At 71.6% G+C, this 13,328-nt stretch carries 12 protein-coding genes and 1 pseudogene; 6 read left to right on the top strand and 7 right to left on the bottom strand.

What is annotated here, in order from left to right; all coding sequences use genetic code 11:
* Positions 1-58: 58 nt before the first annotated feature.
* Positions 59-1,693 (bottom strand): ABC transporter permease, encoded by a 1,635-nt coding sequence (locus GUY61_RS24545; protein WP_166632417.1) that lies wholly within the window; start codon positions 1,691-1,693, stop codon positions 59-61.
* Complete coding sequence (locus tag GUY61_RS24550) at positions 1,690-2,631, bottom strand: ABC transporter ATP-binding protein (protein WP_166632418.1); 942 nt, start codon at positions 2,629-2,631, stop codon at positions 1,690-1,692. Before GUY61_RS24550 ends, GUY61_RS24545 begins: the two co-directional genes overlap by 4 nt.
* 239 nt (positions 2,632-2,870) lie before the next feature.
* Here GUY61_RS24550 and GUY61_RS24555 point away from each other — a divergent pair, with 239 nt between their 5' ends.
* Complete coding sequence (locus tag GUY61_RS24555; protein ID WP_398956737.1) at positions 2,871-3,458, top strand: GbsR/MarR family transcriptional regulator; 588 nt, start codon at positions 2,871-2,873, stop codon at positions 3,456-3,458.
* Here GUY61_RS24555 and GUY61_RS24560 read toward each other — a convergent pair.
* Positions 3,431-4,393: a diacylglycerol kinase gene (locus tag GUY61_RS24560; RefSeq protein ID WP_166632419.1), complete on the bottom strand. Its 963-nt coding sequence runs from the start codon at positions 4,391-4,393 to the stop codon at positions 3,431-3,433. The genes GUY61_RS24555 and GUY61_RS24560 overlap by 28 nt on opposite strands.
* 184 nt (positions 4,394-4,577) lie before the next feature.
* Here GUY61_RS24560 and GUY61_RS24565 point away from each other — a divergent pair, with 184 nt between their 5' ends.
* The 4 genes from GUY61_RS24565 (at position 4,578) to GUY61_RS24580 (ending at position 6,737) form a co-directional block, all read left to right on the top strand.
* A complete protein-coding gene (locus GUY61_RS24565) occupies positions 4,578-5,861 on the top strand; it encodes an adenylosuccinate synthase (protein WP_166632420.1) in 1,284 nt (427 codons plus the stop codon).
* 30 nt (positions 5,862-5,891) lie between these two features.
* A complete protein-coding gene (locus GUY61_RS24570) occupies positions 5,892-6,056 on the top strand; it encodes a hypothetical protein (RefSeq protein ID WP_166632421.1) in 165 nt (54 codons plus the stop codon).
* Positions 6,056-6,319, top strand: a complete 264-nt coding sequence (locus tag GUY61_RS24575; protein WP_166632422.1) for a hypothetical protein — start codon at positions 6,056-6,058, stop codon at positions 6,317-6,319. Before GUY61_RS24570 ends, GUY61_RS24575 begins: the two co-directional genes overlap by 1 nt.
* A gap of 169 nt (positions 6,320-6,488) precedes the next feature.
* A complete protein-coding gene (locus GUY61_RS24580; protein WP_166632423.1) occupies positions 6,489-6,737 on the top strand; it encodes a helix-turn-helix domain-containing protein in 249 nt (82 codons plus the stop codon).
* An 89-nt stretch (positions 6,738-6,826) separates the two neighbouring features.
* Here the strand turns inward: GUY61_RS24580 and GUY61_RS24585 are convergent, their stop codons facing one another.
* The 3 genes from GUY61_RS24585 to GUY61_RS24595 form a co-directional block, all read right to left on the bottom strand.
* A complete protein-coding gene (locus GUY61_RS24585; RefSeq protein WP_166632424.1) occupies positions 6,827-7,306 on the bottom strand; it encodes a hypothetical protein in 480 nt (159 codons plus the stop codon).
* Positions 7,303-7,947, bottom strand: coding sequence for a hypothetical protein (locus GUY61_RS24590; RefSeq protein WP_208106413.1), 645 nt, complete (start codon positions 7,945-7,947; stop codon positions 7,303-7,305). Before GUY61_RS24590 ends, GUY61_RS24585 begins: the two co-directional genes overlap by 4 nt.
* Positions 7,948-8,136: 189 nt before the next feature.
* Positions 8,137-9,678: a substrate-binding domain-containing protein gene (locus GUY61_RS24595; protein ID WP_166632425.1), complete on the bottom strand. Its 1,542-nt coding sequence runs from the start codon at positions 9,676-9,678 to the stop codon at positions 8,137-8,139.
* A 383-nt stretch (positions 9,679-10,061) separates the two neighbouring features.
* Here GUY61_RS24595 and GUY61_RS24600 point away from each other — a divergent pair, with 383 nt between their 5' ends.
* On the top strand, positions 10,062-12,458 hold the full coding sequence (locus tag GUY61_RS24600; protein ID WP_313896836.1) for a lamin tail domain-containing protein: 2,397 nt from the start codon (positions 10,062-10,064) through the stop codon (positions 12,456-12,458).
* A gap of 149 nt (positions 12,459-12,607) precedes the next feature.
* Here the strand turns inward: GUY61_RS24600 and GUY61_RS24605 are convergent.
* Positions 12,608-13,328: pseudogene (locus tag GUY61_RS24605) on the bottom strand (serine/threonine protein kinase); the annotation flags it as partial.

Here is a 13,328-nt window from a genome sequence, read left to right on the forward strand (position 1 = left end):
GGGGCGGGCGGGGGCGGGCGCGGTCCGCCTGCCCCCGGGTCGCTTCACCCCGGTCGCGTCAACCGGTCATCAGGTCCCGGCGGTGCAGCCCGACCAGCCCCGCGACCAGGAGTACCGCGGCCAGGGCCGTCAGCAGCAGCACCGGGGGCCAGGACATCTCGGGACCGGGCAGGCTCGGCAGGTGCTCGAAGGGGGACAGGTTCATCACCGGCTGGGGCAGGTCGAGCGCGGGGCCGACCCAGCCCACCGCCAGGCTGATCCCGGCCGCCGCCCACGCCGCGGTGGCCGCCCTCGGCAGCGCCCCGTACAGCAGCACCGCCACCGCGCCCAGCAGCCAGACCGCCGGCAGCCGCACCAGCGCGGCGCCGAGGACGGGCCCCAAGTCCTGCCCGTAGCCGGCCGCGAGCCCCAGCCCGCCGACCAGCATGATCACCACCGAGCCGCCGAAGGCGATCAGCAGGTGGCCGGCGGCCCACCGCAGCCGTCCGACCGCGTTGGCCAGCACCGGCTCGGCCCGCCCCGAGGTCTCCTCGCCGTACAGCCGCAGCACGGACGAGACGATGTACAGCGAGGCGATCATCCCCAGCATGCCGAGCATCGCCGCGAGGAACGCGTTCGACAGAGCCGACTGTCCGCCCATGCGTTCGAAGATCTCGCGGGCGCGTTCGTTGTCGCCGACGAGGTCGGCCGCACCCTCCACCATGCCGCCGAAGACGAGTCCGGCCACCGCGAATCCCGCGACCCAGCCGAACACGCTGCCGCGCTGGAGGCGCCAGGCGAGCCCGCCCGCGGTGGCGAGCCGGCCCACCGCCGGTCCCGGCCTGGTGGGCAGGAAGCTCATGCCGACGTCGCGCCGCCCCGCGAGGAGGTACGCCACGCCGCCCTGGACCACGACCGCCGCCGCGATCAGGGCCGGCACCCACCACCGTTCGCCGCCGTACGCGCGGACGTTCTCGCTCCAGCCGATCGGGGAGAGCCAGGTCAGCACCGAGGATCCGTCGTCGGTCCCGGCGTCCCCCGCCGCGCGCAGCACGAAGGCCAGGCCGAGCGCGGCGGCGGTGATGCCCCTGGCGAGCCGGGCGCCCTCGGTGAGCTGCGCCGCGATCGCCGCCAGCGTGGCGAACAGCATGCCGGTGCCGCCGACGGCGAGCCCCAGCGCGAGCGCGCCGGCGAAGCCCTCGCCGGCGACGCCGGCCGTCACCAGCAGCGCGACCGCGGCGTTGCCGAGGAGCGCGGCGAGCAGCGCCGCGGTGAGCGGGGCGCGCCGCCCCACCATGGCCGCGGAGAGCAGTTCCTGACGACCGGTCTCCTCTTCCTCCCGGGTGTGCCGGATGACGATCATCAGGCTCATGATGGCGGCGAGGGTGGTGCTGAAGACGCCGAACCGCCAGGCGACGAGTCCGCCCACCGAGTCGTCGAACACCGGCCCGTAGAGGGAGCGCAGGGAGCTGTTGGCGGTCATGGAGGCGGCCAGTTCGGCCCGTTCGGCGGCCGTCGCGTACAGCGAGCCGATGGACGACACACCGCTGACGATGATTCCGGCGATCACCAGTGTCCACACCGGCAGCATCACCCGGTCGCGCCGCAGGGCGAGCCTGAGCAGCGTCCCCGTGCCGGCGAGCTGCCGGGAGCGCGCGGTGCGCGACGTGTACGTCGGCGCTGGCGGCGCGGTCCGCGCGGTGGCGGCGGTCATCGCGCGGCCTCCGTCCCGGTGCGGGCCGTCTCCGCGCCGGTGCCGCGCGGGCCCTCGGCATCGGTGTAGTGCCGCAGGAAGAGCTCCTCCAGCGTCGGCGGCCTGCTGGTCAGCGAGCGCACCCCGGACTCGGTCAGGGAACGCAGCACCGCGTCCAGCTTGTCCGTCTCGACCTGGAGGCTGACCCGCTTGCCCTGCACGTCGACGTCGTACACGCCGGGAAGGTGGGTGAGTCCGTTGGGCGGCGCGGCGAGTTCGGCGGTCACGCTCGTCCGCGTCAGGTGCCGCAGGTCGGCGAGCGATCCGCTCTCCACGGTCCGGCCCTTGCGGATGATGCTCACCCGGTCGCACAGCGCCTCGACCTCGCTCAGCACATGGCTGGACAGCAGCACGGTCCGGCCGCGGTCGCGCTCCTCCTCGACGCAGTTCTGGAAGACCTCCTCCATCAGCGGGTCGAGCCCCGCGGTCGGCTCGTCCAGGATCAGCAGCTCGACGTCCGAGGCGAGCGCCGCGACCAGGGCGACCTTCTGCCGGTTGCCCTTGGAGTAGGTGCGGCCCTTCTTGGTCGGGTCGAGTTCGAACCGCTCGATGAGCCGGTCGCGGCGCGCCGTGTCGAGGCCGCCGCGCAGCCGCCCGTACAGGTCGATCACCTCCCCGCCGGAGAGGTTGCGCCACAGGGTGACGTCGCCCGGGACGTACGCGACCCGGCGGTGCAGCTCGACAGCGTCGTGCCAGGGGTCCATTCCCAGCATCCGCGCCGCTCCGGCGTCGGCGCGCAGCAGGCCCAGCAGGACGCGGATGGTGGTGGACTTCCCGGAACCGTTGGGGCCGAGGAAGCCGTGCACCTCGCCGGTCTCGACGGTCAGGTCGAGACCGTCCAGCGCGTGGGTGCCGCCGAACGACTTGTGGAGTCCGGAGACGGTGATTGCCTTCGTCATGTCTCCCGAACGTACGCTTCTTTCACAAATTTGTGAAGTTAAGGAATCGTATTAAACTCGGATACCCCGTCGACCTGGGAGATGATCGAGAGATGACCGAGGAGGCGCCACGAGCCGCGGCGGTGGCTGCGGACGCGATCGCACTTGCGGAGACGGTCGCGGACGCGACGGCACCTGCGGATGCGACCGCACCTGCGGACGGGGCGGCACCTTCGGACCGGGCGGCGGCGGACGTGACCATACCCGCGGACCCGGACCCGGACCCGGACCCGGACCCGGACCCGGACCCGGACCCGGACCCGGCGCCGGACCCGGCCGCGGATGTCGCCACGCCCGCCGACCCGGCCGCGGCGGAGCGCAGCAAGGAGGCCGTCTCCCGTTTCGTCGAGCGGTTCGCCTCACAGCTCGTGGAGGCGGGCATGCCGCGCATGCCGTCCCGGATCTTCGCCGCCCTGCTCTCGTCCGACTCCGGTGTCATGGGCTCCGCGGAACTCGCGGACCAGCTGCGCATCAGTCCCGCCGCCGTCTCCGGCGGCGTCCGCTACCTCGCGCAGGTCGACATGGTCATCCGGGAACGCGAGCCCGGCTCCCGGCGTGACCGGTACCGGCTGCACAGCAACCAGTGGTACGAGGCGCTGGCCAACCGCGACCAGTTGATGAGGCGCTGGGAGGACACCCTCCGCGAGGGTGTCGCCAGCCTCGGAGGCGCCTCTCCGGCGGGCCGCCGCATGTCGGAGACCCTCGCCTTCTTCGAGTTCCTGGAAAAGGAACTCCAGGGCATGCTGGAGCGCTGGCGCCACTACCGGGGTGAGCGCTTCGGCGACTGAGGGGCCGCCGCCGCGTCCGCAGCCTCCCCCGGCCCCGCCGCGGGCAGGGTCAGCGACCACGCCCCGGGCCGGACCGTCCAGGTCCGCGTCCTGACCGGGCCCGACACCGCCGCGTCCGCGCGGTAGCGGAAGTCCGGCCCCGACACCGTCACCGTGCGCGCGGTGGCCCGTACCGGACCGGCCTGCGCGCCCACCGCCGTGGGTCGCACCTCCACCTCGGCCAGGCCGTTCCTGGCCGTCACCGACACGCCCTCCACCGGCTGGTCCAGATCGATCAGTGTCACCCCGTCCGCCTCCACCCGCAGCCGGGTGGGACGCCGGCCGGCCGCCCCGGACGCCGACGACATGGCGGGCCGCGTCAGCGTGCGCACCAGCGACTGGCAGGTGCGCAGCGGCGGCGCCCACCACGGTCCGGTCCCGGACCGCGACCCTGACTCCCGCCCGGGCGGCGGCACGTCGACGGCCGACACCGGGACCGGAATGCGCAGCCCTGTCAGCACCACTCCGTCGCTGTCGTCCACCAGCAGGTCCAGCCGGCGCGCCGTGCCCTCCAGCACGGCGCGCGCGGCGGCGACGGCGCCCGTCGGCACACCCAGCGAGCGGACCAGCCGCACCGCGCCCGCGCCGCCCACGGGGACGACCGACAGCACACTCGACGACAGCTCCCGCTCCCGGTGCAGCAGCGCCACCACCCGCATCAGCGACCGGTCGTCACCCACCACCACGGGGCGCCGCCGGCCCCGCAGGGCCAGCGCCCGCGCGTACTCCTCCGGTGACTCCGGGTAGCAGACCTTCGCCGCGGCCCCGGCGCAGAGCACGTCCTTCGCGATGCGCGCGGACTCGCCGTCCGCGCGCCGGGCGACCGGGTCGATGACCACAAGCAGGGGGCTGGTGCCGCTCTGAGCGGCGGCACCGGCGGGGTCTGGAGCCGACACCGGGGTCCTTCCTCGGGTATTCAGGTAGCATCTCTGTGCAAGAGCCCCTTGCGCTATTGCGCCAGGGGCTTCGTCTATTCCGGGGCACCGGTTCGACTGCTGATGGTGACGGACTTCTACGGACCTGTGTCCAAAATCCGTCGCCCCATGTTGGACATGCCCCACCCGGAAGGGGTGTACGCCTGTGCCCGCACTTGTGCTGCTCGGTGCTCAGTGGGGTGACGAGGGCAAGGGGAAGGCCACCGACCTGCTCGGTGGATCCGTCGATTACGTGGTGCGCTACCAGGGCGGCAACAACGCCGGCCACACGGTCGTCGTCGGCGACCAGAAGTACGCGCTCCACCTCCTCCCCTCCGGAATCCTCTCGCCGGAGTGCACTCCGGTCATCGGTAACGGCGTCGTCGTCGACCCGGCGGTCCTGCTCTCCGAGCTGAGCGGGCTGAACGAGCGCGGCGTGGACACGTCCAAGCTCCTCATCAGCGGCAACGCCCATCTGATCACGTCGTATCACACCACCATCGACAAGGTGACGGAACGCTTTCTCGGCAAGCGGAAGATCGGCACCACGGGACGTGGTATCGGCCCGTCCTACGCCGACAAGATCAACCGCGTCGGCATCCGCGTCCAGGACCTCTACGACGAGTCGATCCTGGAGCAGAAGGTCGAGGCGGCCCTCGACTTCAAGAACCAGATCCTCGCCAAGCTCTACAACCGGCGCGCCATCGAGGCCGGCCGGATCGTCGAGGAGCTGCTGGGCTACGGCGAGCAGATCCGCCCGTACGTCGCGGACACCACCCTCGTGCTGAACAACGCGCTCGACGAGGGCAAGGTCGTCCTCTTCGAGGGCGGCCAGGGCACCCTGCTCGACGTGGACCACGGAACGTATCCCTTCGTGACCTCGTCCAACCCGACCGCGGGCGGTGCCTGCACCGGCTCCGGTGTCGGCCCGACCAAGATCTCCCGGGTCATCGGCATCCTCAAGGCATACACCACCCGGGTGGGTGCCGGACCCTTCCCGACGGAACTCTTCGACAAGGACGGCGAGGCCCTGCGCCGCATCGGCGGTGAGCGCGGCGTCACCACCGGCCGCGACCGCCGCTGCGGCTGGTTCGACGCGGTCATCGCCCGCTACGCGACCCGCGTCAACGGCCTCACCGACTTCTTCCTCACCAAGCTGGACGTGCTGACGGGCTGGGAGCAGATCCCGGTCTGCGTGGCGTACGAGATCGACGGCAAGCGCGTCGAGGAGCTCCCGTACAGCCAGACCGACTTCCACCACGCGAAGCCGGTCTACGAGATGCTGCCCGGCTGGTCCGAGGACATCACCAAGGCCAAGACCTTCGCCGACCTGCCGAAGAACGCGCAGGACTACGTGAAGGCGCTGGAGGAGATGTCGGGCGCGCCGATCTCCGCGATCGGCGTCGGTCCGGGCCGCACGGAGACGATCGAGATCAACCCGTTCCTGTGATCCCCCGCGAGGCGGCCGGCCCGACGACCGGTGCCGGCCGCCTCTCGCGTCCGCCCCTACCTCGTCGCGCACGAGCAGCACTTGCGCCGCCGGGCGCCGGCGCTCGCCCTCGACGGGATCGACATCGGGCCCGGGGTGATCCACGGTCACCGGGTGGGCCTTCCCGCCGCGGCCCCGCTGGGGGTGGCGGCCTGATGAGCGCACCCCGGATGCAGGTCAGCCGCGTACCCAGCAAGCCCGTACGGCGGGAGGAGGACGGCACGCTCACCATCGACCTCTGGCTGCGCAGGGACGGCGCGTTCGAGACGGACCTCGCGCTGCGCCTCACCTCCGCCGAGGCGGAGATCCTGCACGCGCAGCTCTGCTACGCACTGGACGACGAGACCGCCGCCCTCATCACCCCGGAGTCGAAGCGCCCCGACTGCCGCAAGGGCGTCCTCGCGACACGGCGTAACTGACCCGCTCGGAGACAGGAACCCGTGCCTCGTGACCGCGTCTCGGGGCACGGGTCCGAGCGGGCTGGAAGCTCTCCCGTTCGAGTGACAGCCCCTCGAACCGCGCGATCTCCGACCCCTGCGCCGCTTGTGTGGGTACAAAGGCGGCGGCAGCGCGTGCCGAGGAGGCGCCATGAGCAGCGGCTACCACACCACCTGGATCGTCCCGCCCGAGCGCCGGGAGGACCCCGCGTACCGGGCCGCCGGGTGGCGCATGGATTTCGCTCTCGCCGTCCATGAAAGGCGCTCGGCACTCGGGCTGAGCAGCGCGGAACTCGCCGACCGGACCGGTATGTCCGTAGAGAGAATCGAGCGCATCGAAGAGAGCAGTGTCGACCCGACCCTCGAACTGATCGAAAGCCTGGCCGAGGCACTGCAGTAAGGGAGATGGGCATCCAGCCAGTTGCGCTGCCCTCCCCTGCCCCGCGACACCAGTGCGGGGCAGGGCAGTTCGTGTCCGATCCCGCGCCGCTATCGCTTTTCGGCGTTGATCTGCCAGGCGACCATGCCCGAGGCCTTCGGAGCGCCCTCGATGGAGATGTCCAGTTCCGCCGGGGCCTGGGCGATCCGATAAGAGGCCGCCTGCGCGTCACAGTCCTGGACCTGGGCCTTCCCGCTGTTCACGGTGACCTGCACGGTGCCGGTGCCGGCGCAGGCCACCACGATCTCGTACAGCTTGCCCGCGGTGAGCACCGAGCGGTTGTGTACGCCCTCGTCCACCGAAGCCACGCCTGACTCGACGAAGGCGGGATCATCGATGTCCACCGCCGAGACGGCGCTGCGGGCGCGACTGGTCAGAGCGTCGTCCGTCTCACCGGCCGGCGGCCGCGTCGATGCCGACGGCTTGCTGGTGGCGGGCGCCGGCGTCGGACCGTCGGTCCCGCCGGAGCAGGCGACGGCCGAGGCGGCCAGCATCACGGAGAGCAGCGCTGCGGCGCAAGGGCGGCTCATGAGCTGGTTTCCCAGTATTTCCAGCCGAGCTCATCCTTGTCCGGAAGCAAGAAGGTGCTGGAGCGGAGCAGCTTCTTTCCGCAACGGTCGGCGCTTGTCTCGTACTTCTTCCACTTCACCTTGCGGCCCCAGGAACCGTACTTGACGTGCCCGTACTTGTTCCTGCTGATGTTACGCCGGTACTCATGGCCGACAGTGATGCCGACCTCCACGCCGAGGGTGGCGTCGACCTTGGCCTTGGCCGTGGCGACGACTCCGCTCAGTTCGGCCTCGAAGCCGGCCGTGACCTCGGCCTTGAGCTTTCCCGAGGTCTCGACCTTGACGACCATCGTGCCGCCCGGGCCATCCTTGAAGGACGTACCGGGCCACTTCATGTGGATCTCAGGCGCGGAGACGATCTCGTACCACTTGCGGTACGGGTTGTCGCACCGCAGCGGGCCGACCTGTCCCATGCCGGGCTCCCCGTTCACCTCCGGAAGCTCGGAGAGGGTATCGGCAGCCGCGTCGTACGTTATGCCTGGGTCGTAGACGAAGTCAGTCGCGGAGCCGGTGGCGGCGGGCTCCGCTTCGGGCTCCGGTGTCGCGGCCACCGCCGTCGGGGCGAAGGTCGTCATGGTCACGGCCAGGATGGGCACAGCCATCCACCTGCCGGTTCTGCTACGCATAGTTCCCTCTGCATTGCGCCTTGTGGTCAAAGGCGGGTCGGAGTGACCCTAGGGACCCGGGGGGCCGCAACACAATGTGAACCTCCCTGTTCAGAGCAGAACTTGAGCATTCGTGATCACACGACGCGCCATTGCCCGACCACGTTCCGCAGGCTCCCCGGGCGGTCAGCGGCGGGTGCAGAGTTCCATGCCCTCCGGGTGGTAGCAGGGCAGGTGGCCGTGGGCGGTCATGATGTCCTGGCCGGCGCCCCTGATCATGTAGTTGAGGAACGAGGCGCGGATCGAGCCGGCCGCCGGGCGGCCGCGGGTGTAGGCGTACTCGACCTCCGTGAACGGGTAGGCGCCGGGGCCGCCGCCCTCGGCGAGGCTCTGGACGGAGGGGGCCGCACCGTTCAGGCGCACGGTGTGCAGGCCTTCGCGGCCCGAGGTCGCGCGCAGTTCGCTGTAGCCGATGGCGCCCCGCACCCGGGCCACCGTCCGCAGCACCTGGGCGGTGCTGTTCAGTTCGCAGCGGATGACGCGGGCGCTCGGGTCGTCCTTGCGCAGGCAGTCCCGTGAGGAGAAGGCGGGCTCGCCGCGCCCGGCGAGCACCTGCCGCCGGAAGGTGTCCCGGGTGCCCGAGTTGGCGTCCCTGCTGACCAGGCGGATGTCCAGGTCCGGACCGCCGACCTCGTTCCAGTTGGTGATCTCACCCCGGTAGATGCGCCGTAACTGCTCCGTCGTCAGGTCCTTCACGGGCACGTACTCGTTGACCACCACTGCGAAGACGGAGACCGCGACCCGTTCCTCGACCAGCTTCGGGTAGCCGTCGGGTTTGCGGCCGTCGGAGACCGCGACGAGGGCGGGGGCGGGGGAGCCCTTGCCGTCGTCGAGGTCCCTTATGCCGTTGTCGCTGCCGTGCGCGTCCACCGTGATCCGCGATCCGGGGCAGTCCGACTCGTACTCCTCGGCCAGTTCCTCCGCGACGGCCGCAAAGGCCGTCGAGCCGATGACCGTGAGCTCGCCGGACGCGCAGCCGATCGGCGGCGGCAGCTCCTCGCGGACCACGACGAAGCCGGCGAGCAGGATGACCACGGAGGTGAGGGCGGCGGTGAGGTACCGGGCAGGTCTGCTGAACAGCGGCGGCTTCTCGTCCACGGACATGCTGCGGTTGGGGACCACGACACCGTCCTGGAGACCGCCGGTCACGGTGACGGCCGCGCCGACCGGGCCCCCGGTGAGCAGGACCAGCAGTTTGTAGTGCTGGTCCGGGTTGAGGGGCACGCGGGGCAGTTGGATCCGGTTGCCCGCGTGCTGGAGGCCCGCGGAGCCGTCCGGGGTGAAGTGCTCCATCAGGTGCTGCGCGTCGGGCTGGGTGACGGCGACCCCGCGCACGGTGCGGCCGCTGAAGGTGACGGTCAGCCCGTGGTCCGGGTCGGGGCTGGTGTAGTCGGAGTTGCGGATGGACTCGGCGCCGTCGTTCTCCACCCGCAGCAGGACGAGCGTGGCGTCCGACATGTCCGCCAGTTCGTCGAAGAGGCCGAGCCGCACGTTGGTCCGGTCCTGGCCGTCGCGGTTGTCGCTGCCGATGGGGGTGTCCATCTGGACGCGGTAGCCGATGCGTTTGCGCGGGGCGCGCGGCCGGTACCAGATGGTGGCGGCCGTGGCCGCCAGGCCCAGCAGCGAGGAGAACACGGCCACGACGATGTCGGCGTTCACCCAGTCCATTCGAATCGGCCCCCGTAGCTTCGTCCGCATGGAAGGGCGGCCAAGGTACGGAGCGGGGGCGTACGCGCGGCGTACGGGTGTCGTACGAGGGCGGTACGGCAGGCGTACTTCACCGGTACCGAATCGGTGCGAGAACCAGTACCGGTCGGTAACCCGCACGGAGATTTAACCTACGGCACCTTGTCCGGCATGTCTCTACGCGCGTAACTTGAGCCCGACCGGCGTGTGAGGCCATTCAGGAGGCCACCGCGCCGGGCCAACTGCACACCACACACCGCAGCTTCGGACTTCAGCACCGGACTCAGTACCGGATTTCAGGCTCCGGTCCAGGTCGAGGAGAGACACACGTGCCCGCATCCGGCAGATCACGCCGCCGCAGCCGAATAGCCGCGACTGCCCTCATATCGACGTCAGTTGCCGCCTCGGTCGTGCTGACCGGGATCGCGATCCCCGCCGCGTACGCCGCGCCGTCCACGAGCGCCGTCATCGCGGAGGTGTACGGCGGCGGGGGCAACTCCGGCGCCACACTGACCCATGACTTCATCGAGTTGGCCAACGCCTCGGGCTCCGCGTACGACCTGTCCGGCTACAGCGTCCAGTACCTGCCCGGCTCCCCCTCCGCCTCGTCCAAGTGGCAGGCGACGGCGCTGACCGGCGCGATCGCCCCCGGCGGCCGCTACCTCGTCCAGGAGGCCGCGGGCACCGGCGGCACCACAGCCCTCCCGGCCCCGGACGCGAGCGGGTCCATCGCCATGGGCGGTGGCTCGGGCACGGTCGCCCTGGTCTCCGGCACCACCCCGCTGACCTGCCTGACCGCCGCCGACTGCGCCGCGGACAGCCGGATCGTCGACCTCGTCGGCTACGGCAGCGCCGTGGTGCGCGAGGGCAGCGGCCCCGCCGCCGGCACCGGCAACACGGCCTCGGCGTCCCGCGCCGCCTCCCTCGCGGACACCGACGACAACGCCGCCGACTTCACGGCGGGCGAGCCGAGCCCGGTCAACTCCGGCACCGCCCAGGAGCCCGAGCCGGAACCGACGGAGCCCGGACCCGACCGCATCCACGACATCCAGGGAACCACCCGCGTCTCCCCGCTCAAGGGCGCGACCGTCACCCGCGTCCCCGGCATCGTCACCGGTGTGCGCACCAGCGGCTCCAAGGGCTTCTGGATCCAGGACCCGCAGGCCGACGGCGACGCGGCCACCAGCGAGGGCCTGTTCGTCTACACCGGCTCGGCCGTCCCCACCGTCAAGGCCGGCGACTCCGTCCTGGTCAGCGGCAAGGTCGCGGAGTACTACCCGGGCACCGGCAGCCAGTCGATCACCCAGATCAGCGGCCCGACCACCACGGTGCTCTCCAGCGGCAACGCGCTGCCCGAGGCCGTCGTCCTGGACGCGGACTCCGTGCCGGACGCCTACGTCCCGACCGCGGACGGCGGCAGCATCGAGGCGCTCACCCTCGAACCCGCCACGTACGCCCTGGACTTCTACGAGTCCCTGGAAGGCGTCCGCGTCGAGGTGGGCGACACCCGCGTCGTCGGCCGCTCGACCGAGTACAACGAGCTGTGGGTGACCACCGACCCGGACGAGAACCCGACCGCGCGCGGCGGCACCATCTACTCCTCGTACGACACCCCGAACCCGCACCGGGTCAAGATCGAGTCGCTCGACTCCGCCGCCTTCCCGAAGGCCAACGTCGGCGACGAGCTCTCCGGCACCACCGCGGGCCCGCTCGACTACGACTCCTACGGCGGTTACACGCTCATGGCGTCGGCCCTCGGCACGGTCGTCGACAACGGCCTGGAGCGAGAGGTCACCCGCAAGCAGCGCAAGCGGGAGCTCGCCATCGCCACGTACAACGTGGAGAACCTGGACGCGCTCGACGCGCAGGAGAAGTTCGACCGGCTCGCCGAGGGCGTCGCGGTCAACCTGGCGGGCCCCGACATCGTCATGCTGGAGGAGATCCAGGACGACAACGGCGCCACGAACGACGGGACCGTCACCTCCGAGGCGACGCTGACCCGGTTCACCGACGCCATCGTCGCGGCGGGCGGCCCGCGGTACTCCTGGCGCTACGTCGCCCCCCAGGACGGAGAGGACGGCGGCCAGCCGGGCGGCAACATCCGGGTGGCCTTCCTCTTCAACGAGGACCGCGTCGACTTCGTGGACCGCGGCACGGACGCGACGGCCACCACCGCGACCGAGGTCGTCAAGACGCGCAAGGGCGCGAAGCTCACGTACTCGCCCGGGCGCATCAACCCGACCAGCGCCGCCTGGGAGGACAGCCGCAAGCCGCTCGTCGGCGAGTTCACCTTCCGCGGCGAGAGCGTCTTCGTCATCGGCAACCACTTCGCGTCCAAGGGCGGCGACCAGCCGCTGCACGGCCGCTTCCAGGAGCCGACGCGCGGCTCCGAGACCCAGCGGCACCTCCAGGCCGCCGAGGTCAACGCCTTCGTGAAGTCGCTGCTGGCCGCCGACCGCAAGGCCCAGGCGGTCGTGCTCGGTGACCTCAACGACTTCGAGTTCTCGCAGACGATGGACATCCTGACCAGCGGTGACACTGCGACGGCCGACGTGCTGACGCCGCTCATCACCAAGCTCCCCGCGGCCGAGCGCTACAGCTACGTCTACGACGGCAACTCGCAGACGCTGGACCACATCCTGACCAGCCCGGCCGTCCGGCGCGCGCAGCTGGACGTGGTGCACATCAACGCCGAGTTCGCGGACCAGGCGAGCGACCACGACCCGCAGATCGTCCGCTACGACGTGAAGCAGTGCCACTGACCCGATGAGCCGGGCGGCCGGGGGACGGGACGGTTCCGACCCGCCCCCGGCCCGCACGGCGACCGGCACGGGTCGGTACGGACCGGCATGGACCGGCATCGACCGGCATGGACCGGCATGGACCGGCTGACGGGCCTCGGAAGAGGCCGTCAGCCGGTCTTCGTGTACATGAGCGGAGTGCCCCCGCTCCCGACGAGTTCCCGCACGAGGGTGGAGGCGTTCGGCATGTCGAGCACGCTCCGCTCCCCGGGCCGGCAACTGGCCGGATCGCCGGAGACCAGCCGCGAGGGGCCCAGCTCCAGGGGCGGCCCGCCGGCGGTGAGCCCCGCCGACCAGGTGCAGTCGTACGTCGGACCGGCGCCGGCCAGGGTCATGACGGTCTCGCCCGTGCTCCCCTGACGGATCGTCATGGTGCGGGTGTGGGTGCCGTCCTGTCCGCTGAAGCTGGAGGTCCACGTCCCCAGGTACGCCTCGGGGACCTCTCCGGTGTCCGCGTCCGCGCCGGGCGACGGGGAGACGGGGGCGGTGTCCCCGTCCCCCGGCGAGGGACCGGCGGAGGCGTCCGCGTTCCCGGAGCCGCCCGGCGTGCCGGGTGAGCCGGACGTCCCCGCGGTGGGCTGCTTCGACCGGTCCGCGCCCGCGTGTCCGTGGCCGCCCTTCATGACGGCGTACACCGTGCCGCCCGCGCCGACCGCAACGGCCAGCGCGACGGCGACGAGGAGCGCGGTGCCCGCACCACGTCGCCCCGGCCGGGGCGGCTGGTGAGGCTGGGGCTGTGCCGGTTGCGGGTGACCGGGCGGCATCGGCGGGCCGTACCCCTGAGCCGGTCCGTACCCCTGGGGCCCGTGCGGGTGGGTGGGGCCGTAGGCC

The sequence above is a fragment of the Streptomyces sp. GC420 genome (assembly GCF_009916105.1).
In the GTDB taxonomy this organism is placed as follows: domain Bacteria; phylum Actinomycetota; class Actinomycetes; order Streptomycetales; family Streptomycetaceae; genus Streptomyces.

Excerpts from the sequence above, each read along its gene's own strand:
- GUY61_RS24580 (WP_166632423.1), top strand. The coding sequence starts at position 6,489 with ATGAGCAGCGGCTACCACACCACCTGGATCGTCCCGCCCGAGCGCCGG.
- GUY61_RS24550 (WP_166632418.1), bottom strand. The coding sequence starts at position 2,631 with ATGACGAAGGCAATCACCGTCTCCGGACTCCACAAGTCGTTCGGCGGC.
- GUY61_RS24575 (WP_166632422.1), top strand. The coding sequence starts at position 6,056 with ATGAGCGCACCCCGGATGCAGGTCAGCCGCGTACCCAGCAAGCCCGTA.
- GUY61_RS24590 (WP_208106413.1), bottom strand. The coding sequence starts at position 7,947 with ATGGCTGTGCCCATCCTGGCCGTGACCATGACGACCTTCGCCCCGACG.
- GUY61_RS24595 (WP_166632425.1), bottom strand. The coding sequence starts at position 9,678 with ATGGACTGGGTGAACGCCGACATCGTCGTGGCCGTGTTCTCCTCGCTG.
- GUY61_RS24585 (WP_166632424.1), bottom strand. The coding sequence starts at position 7,306 with ATGAGCCGCCCTTGCGCCGCAGCGCTGCTCTCCGTGATGCTGGCCGCC.
- GUY61_RS24545 (WP_166632417.1), bottom strand. The coding sequence starts at position 1,693 with ATGACCGCCGCCACCGCGCGGACCGCGCCGCCAGCGCCGACGTACACG.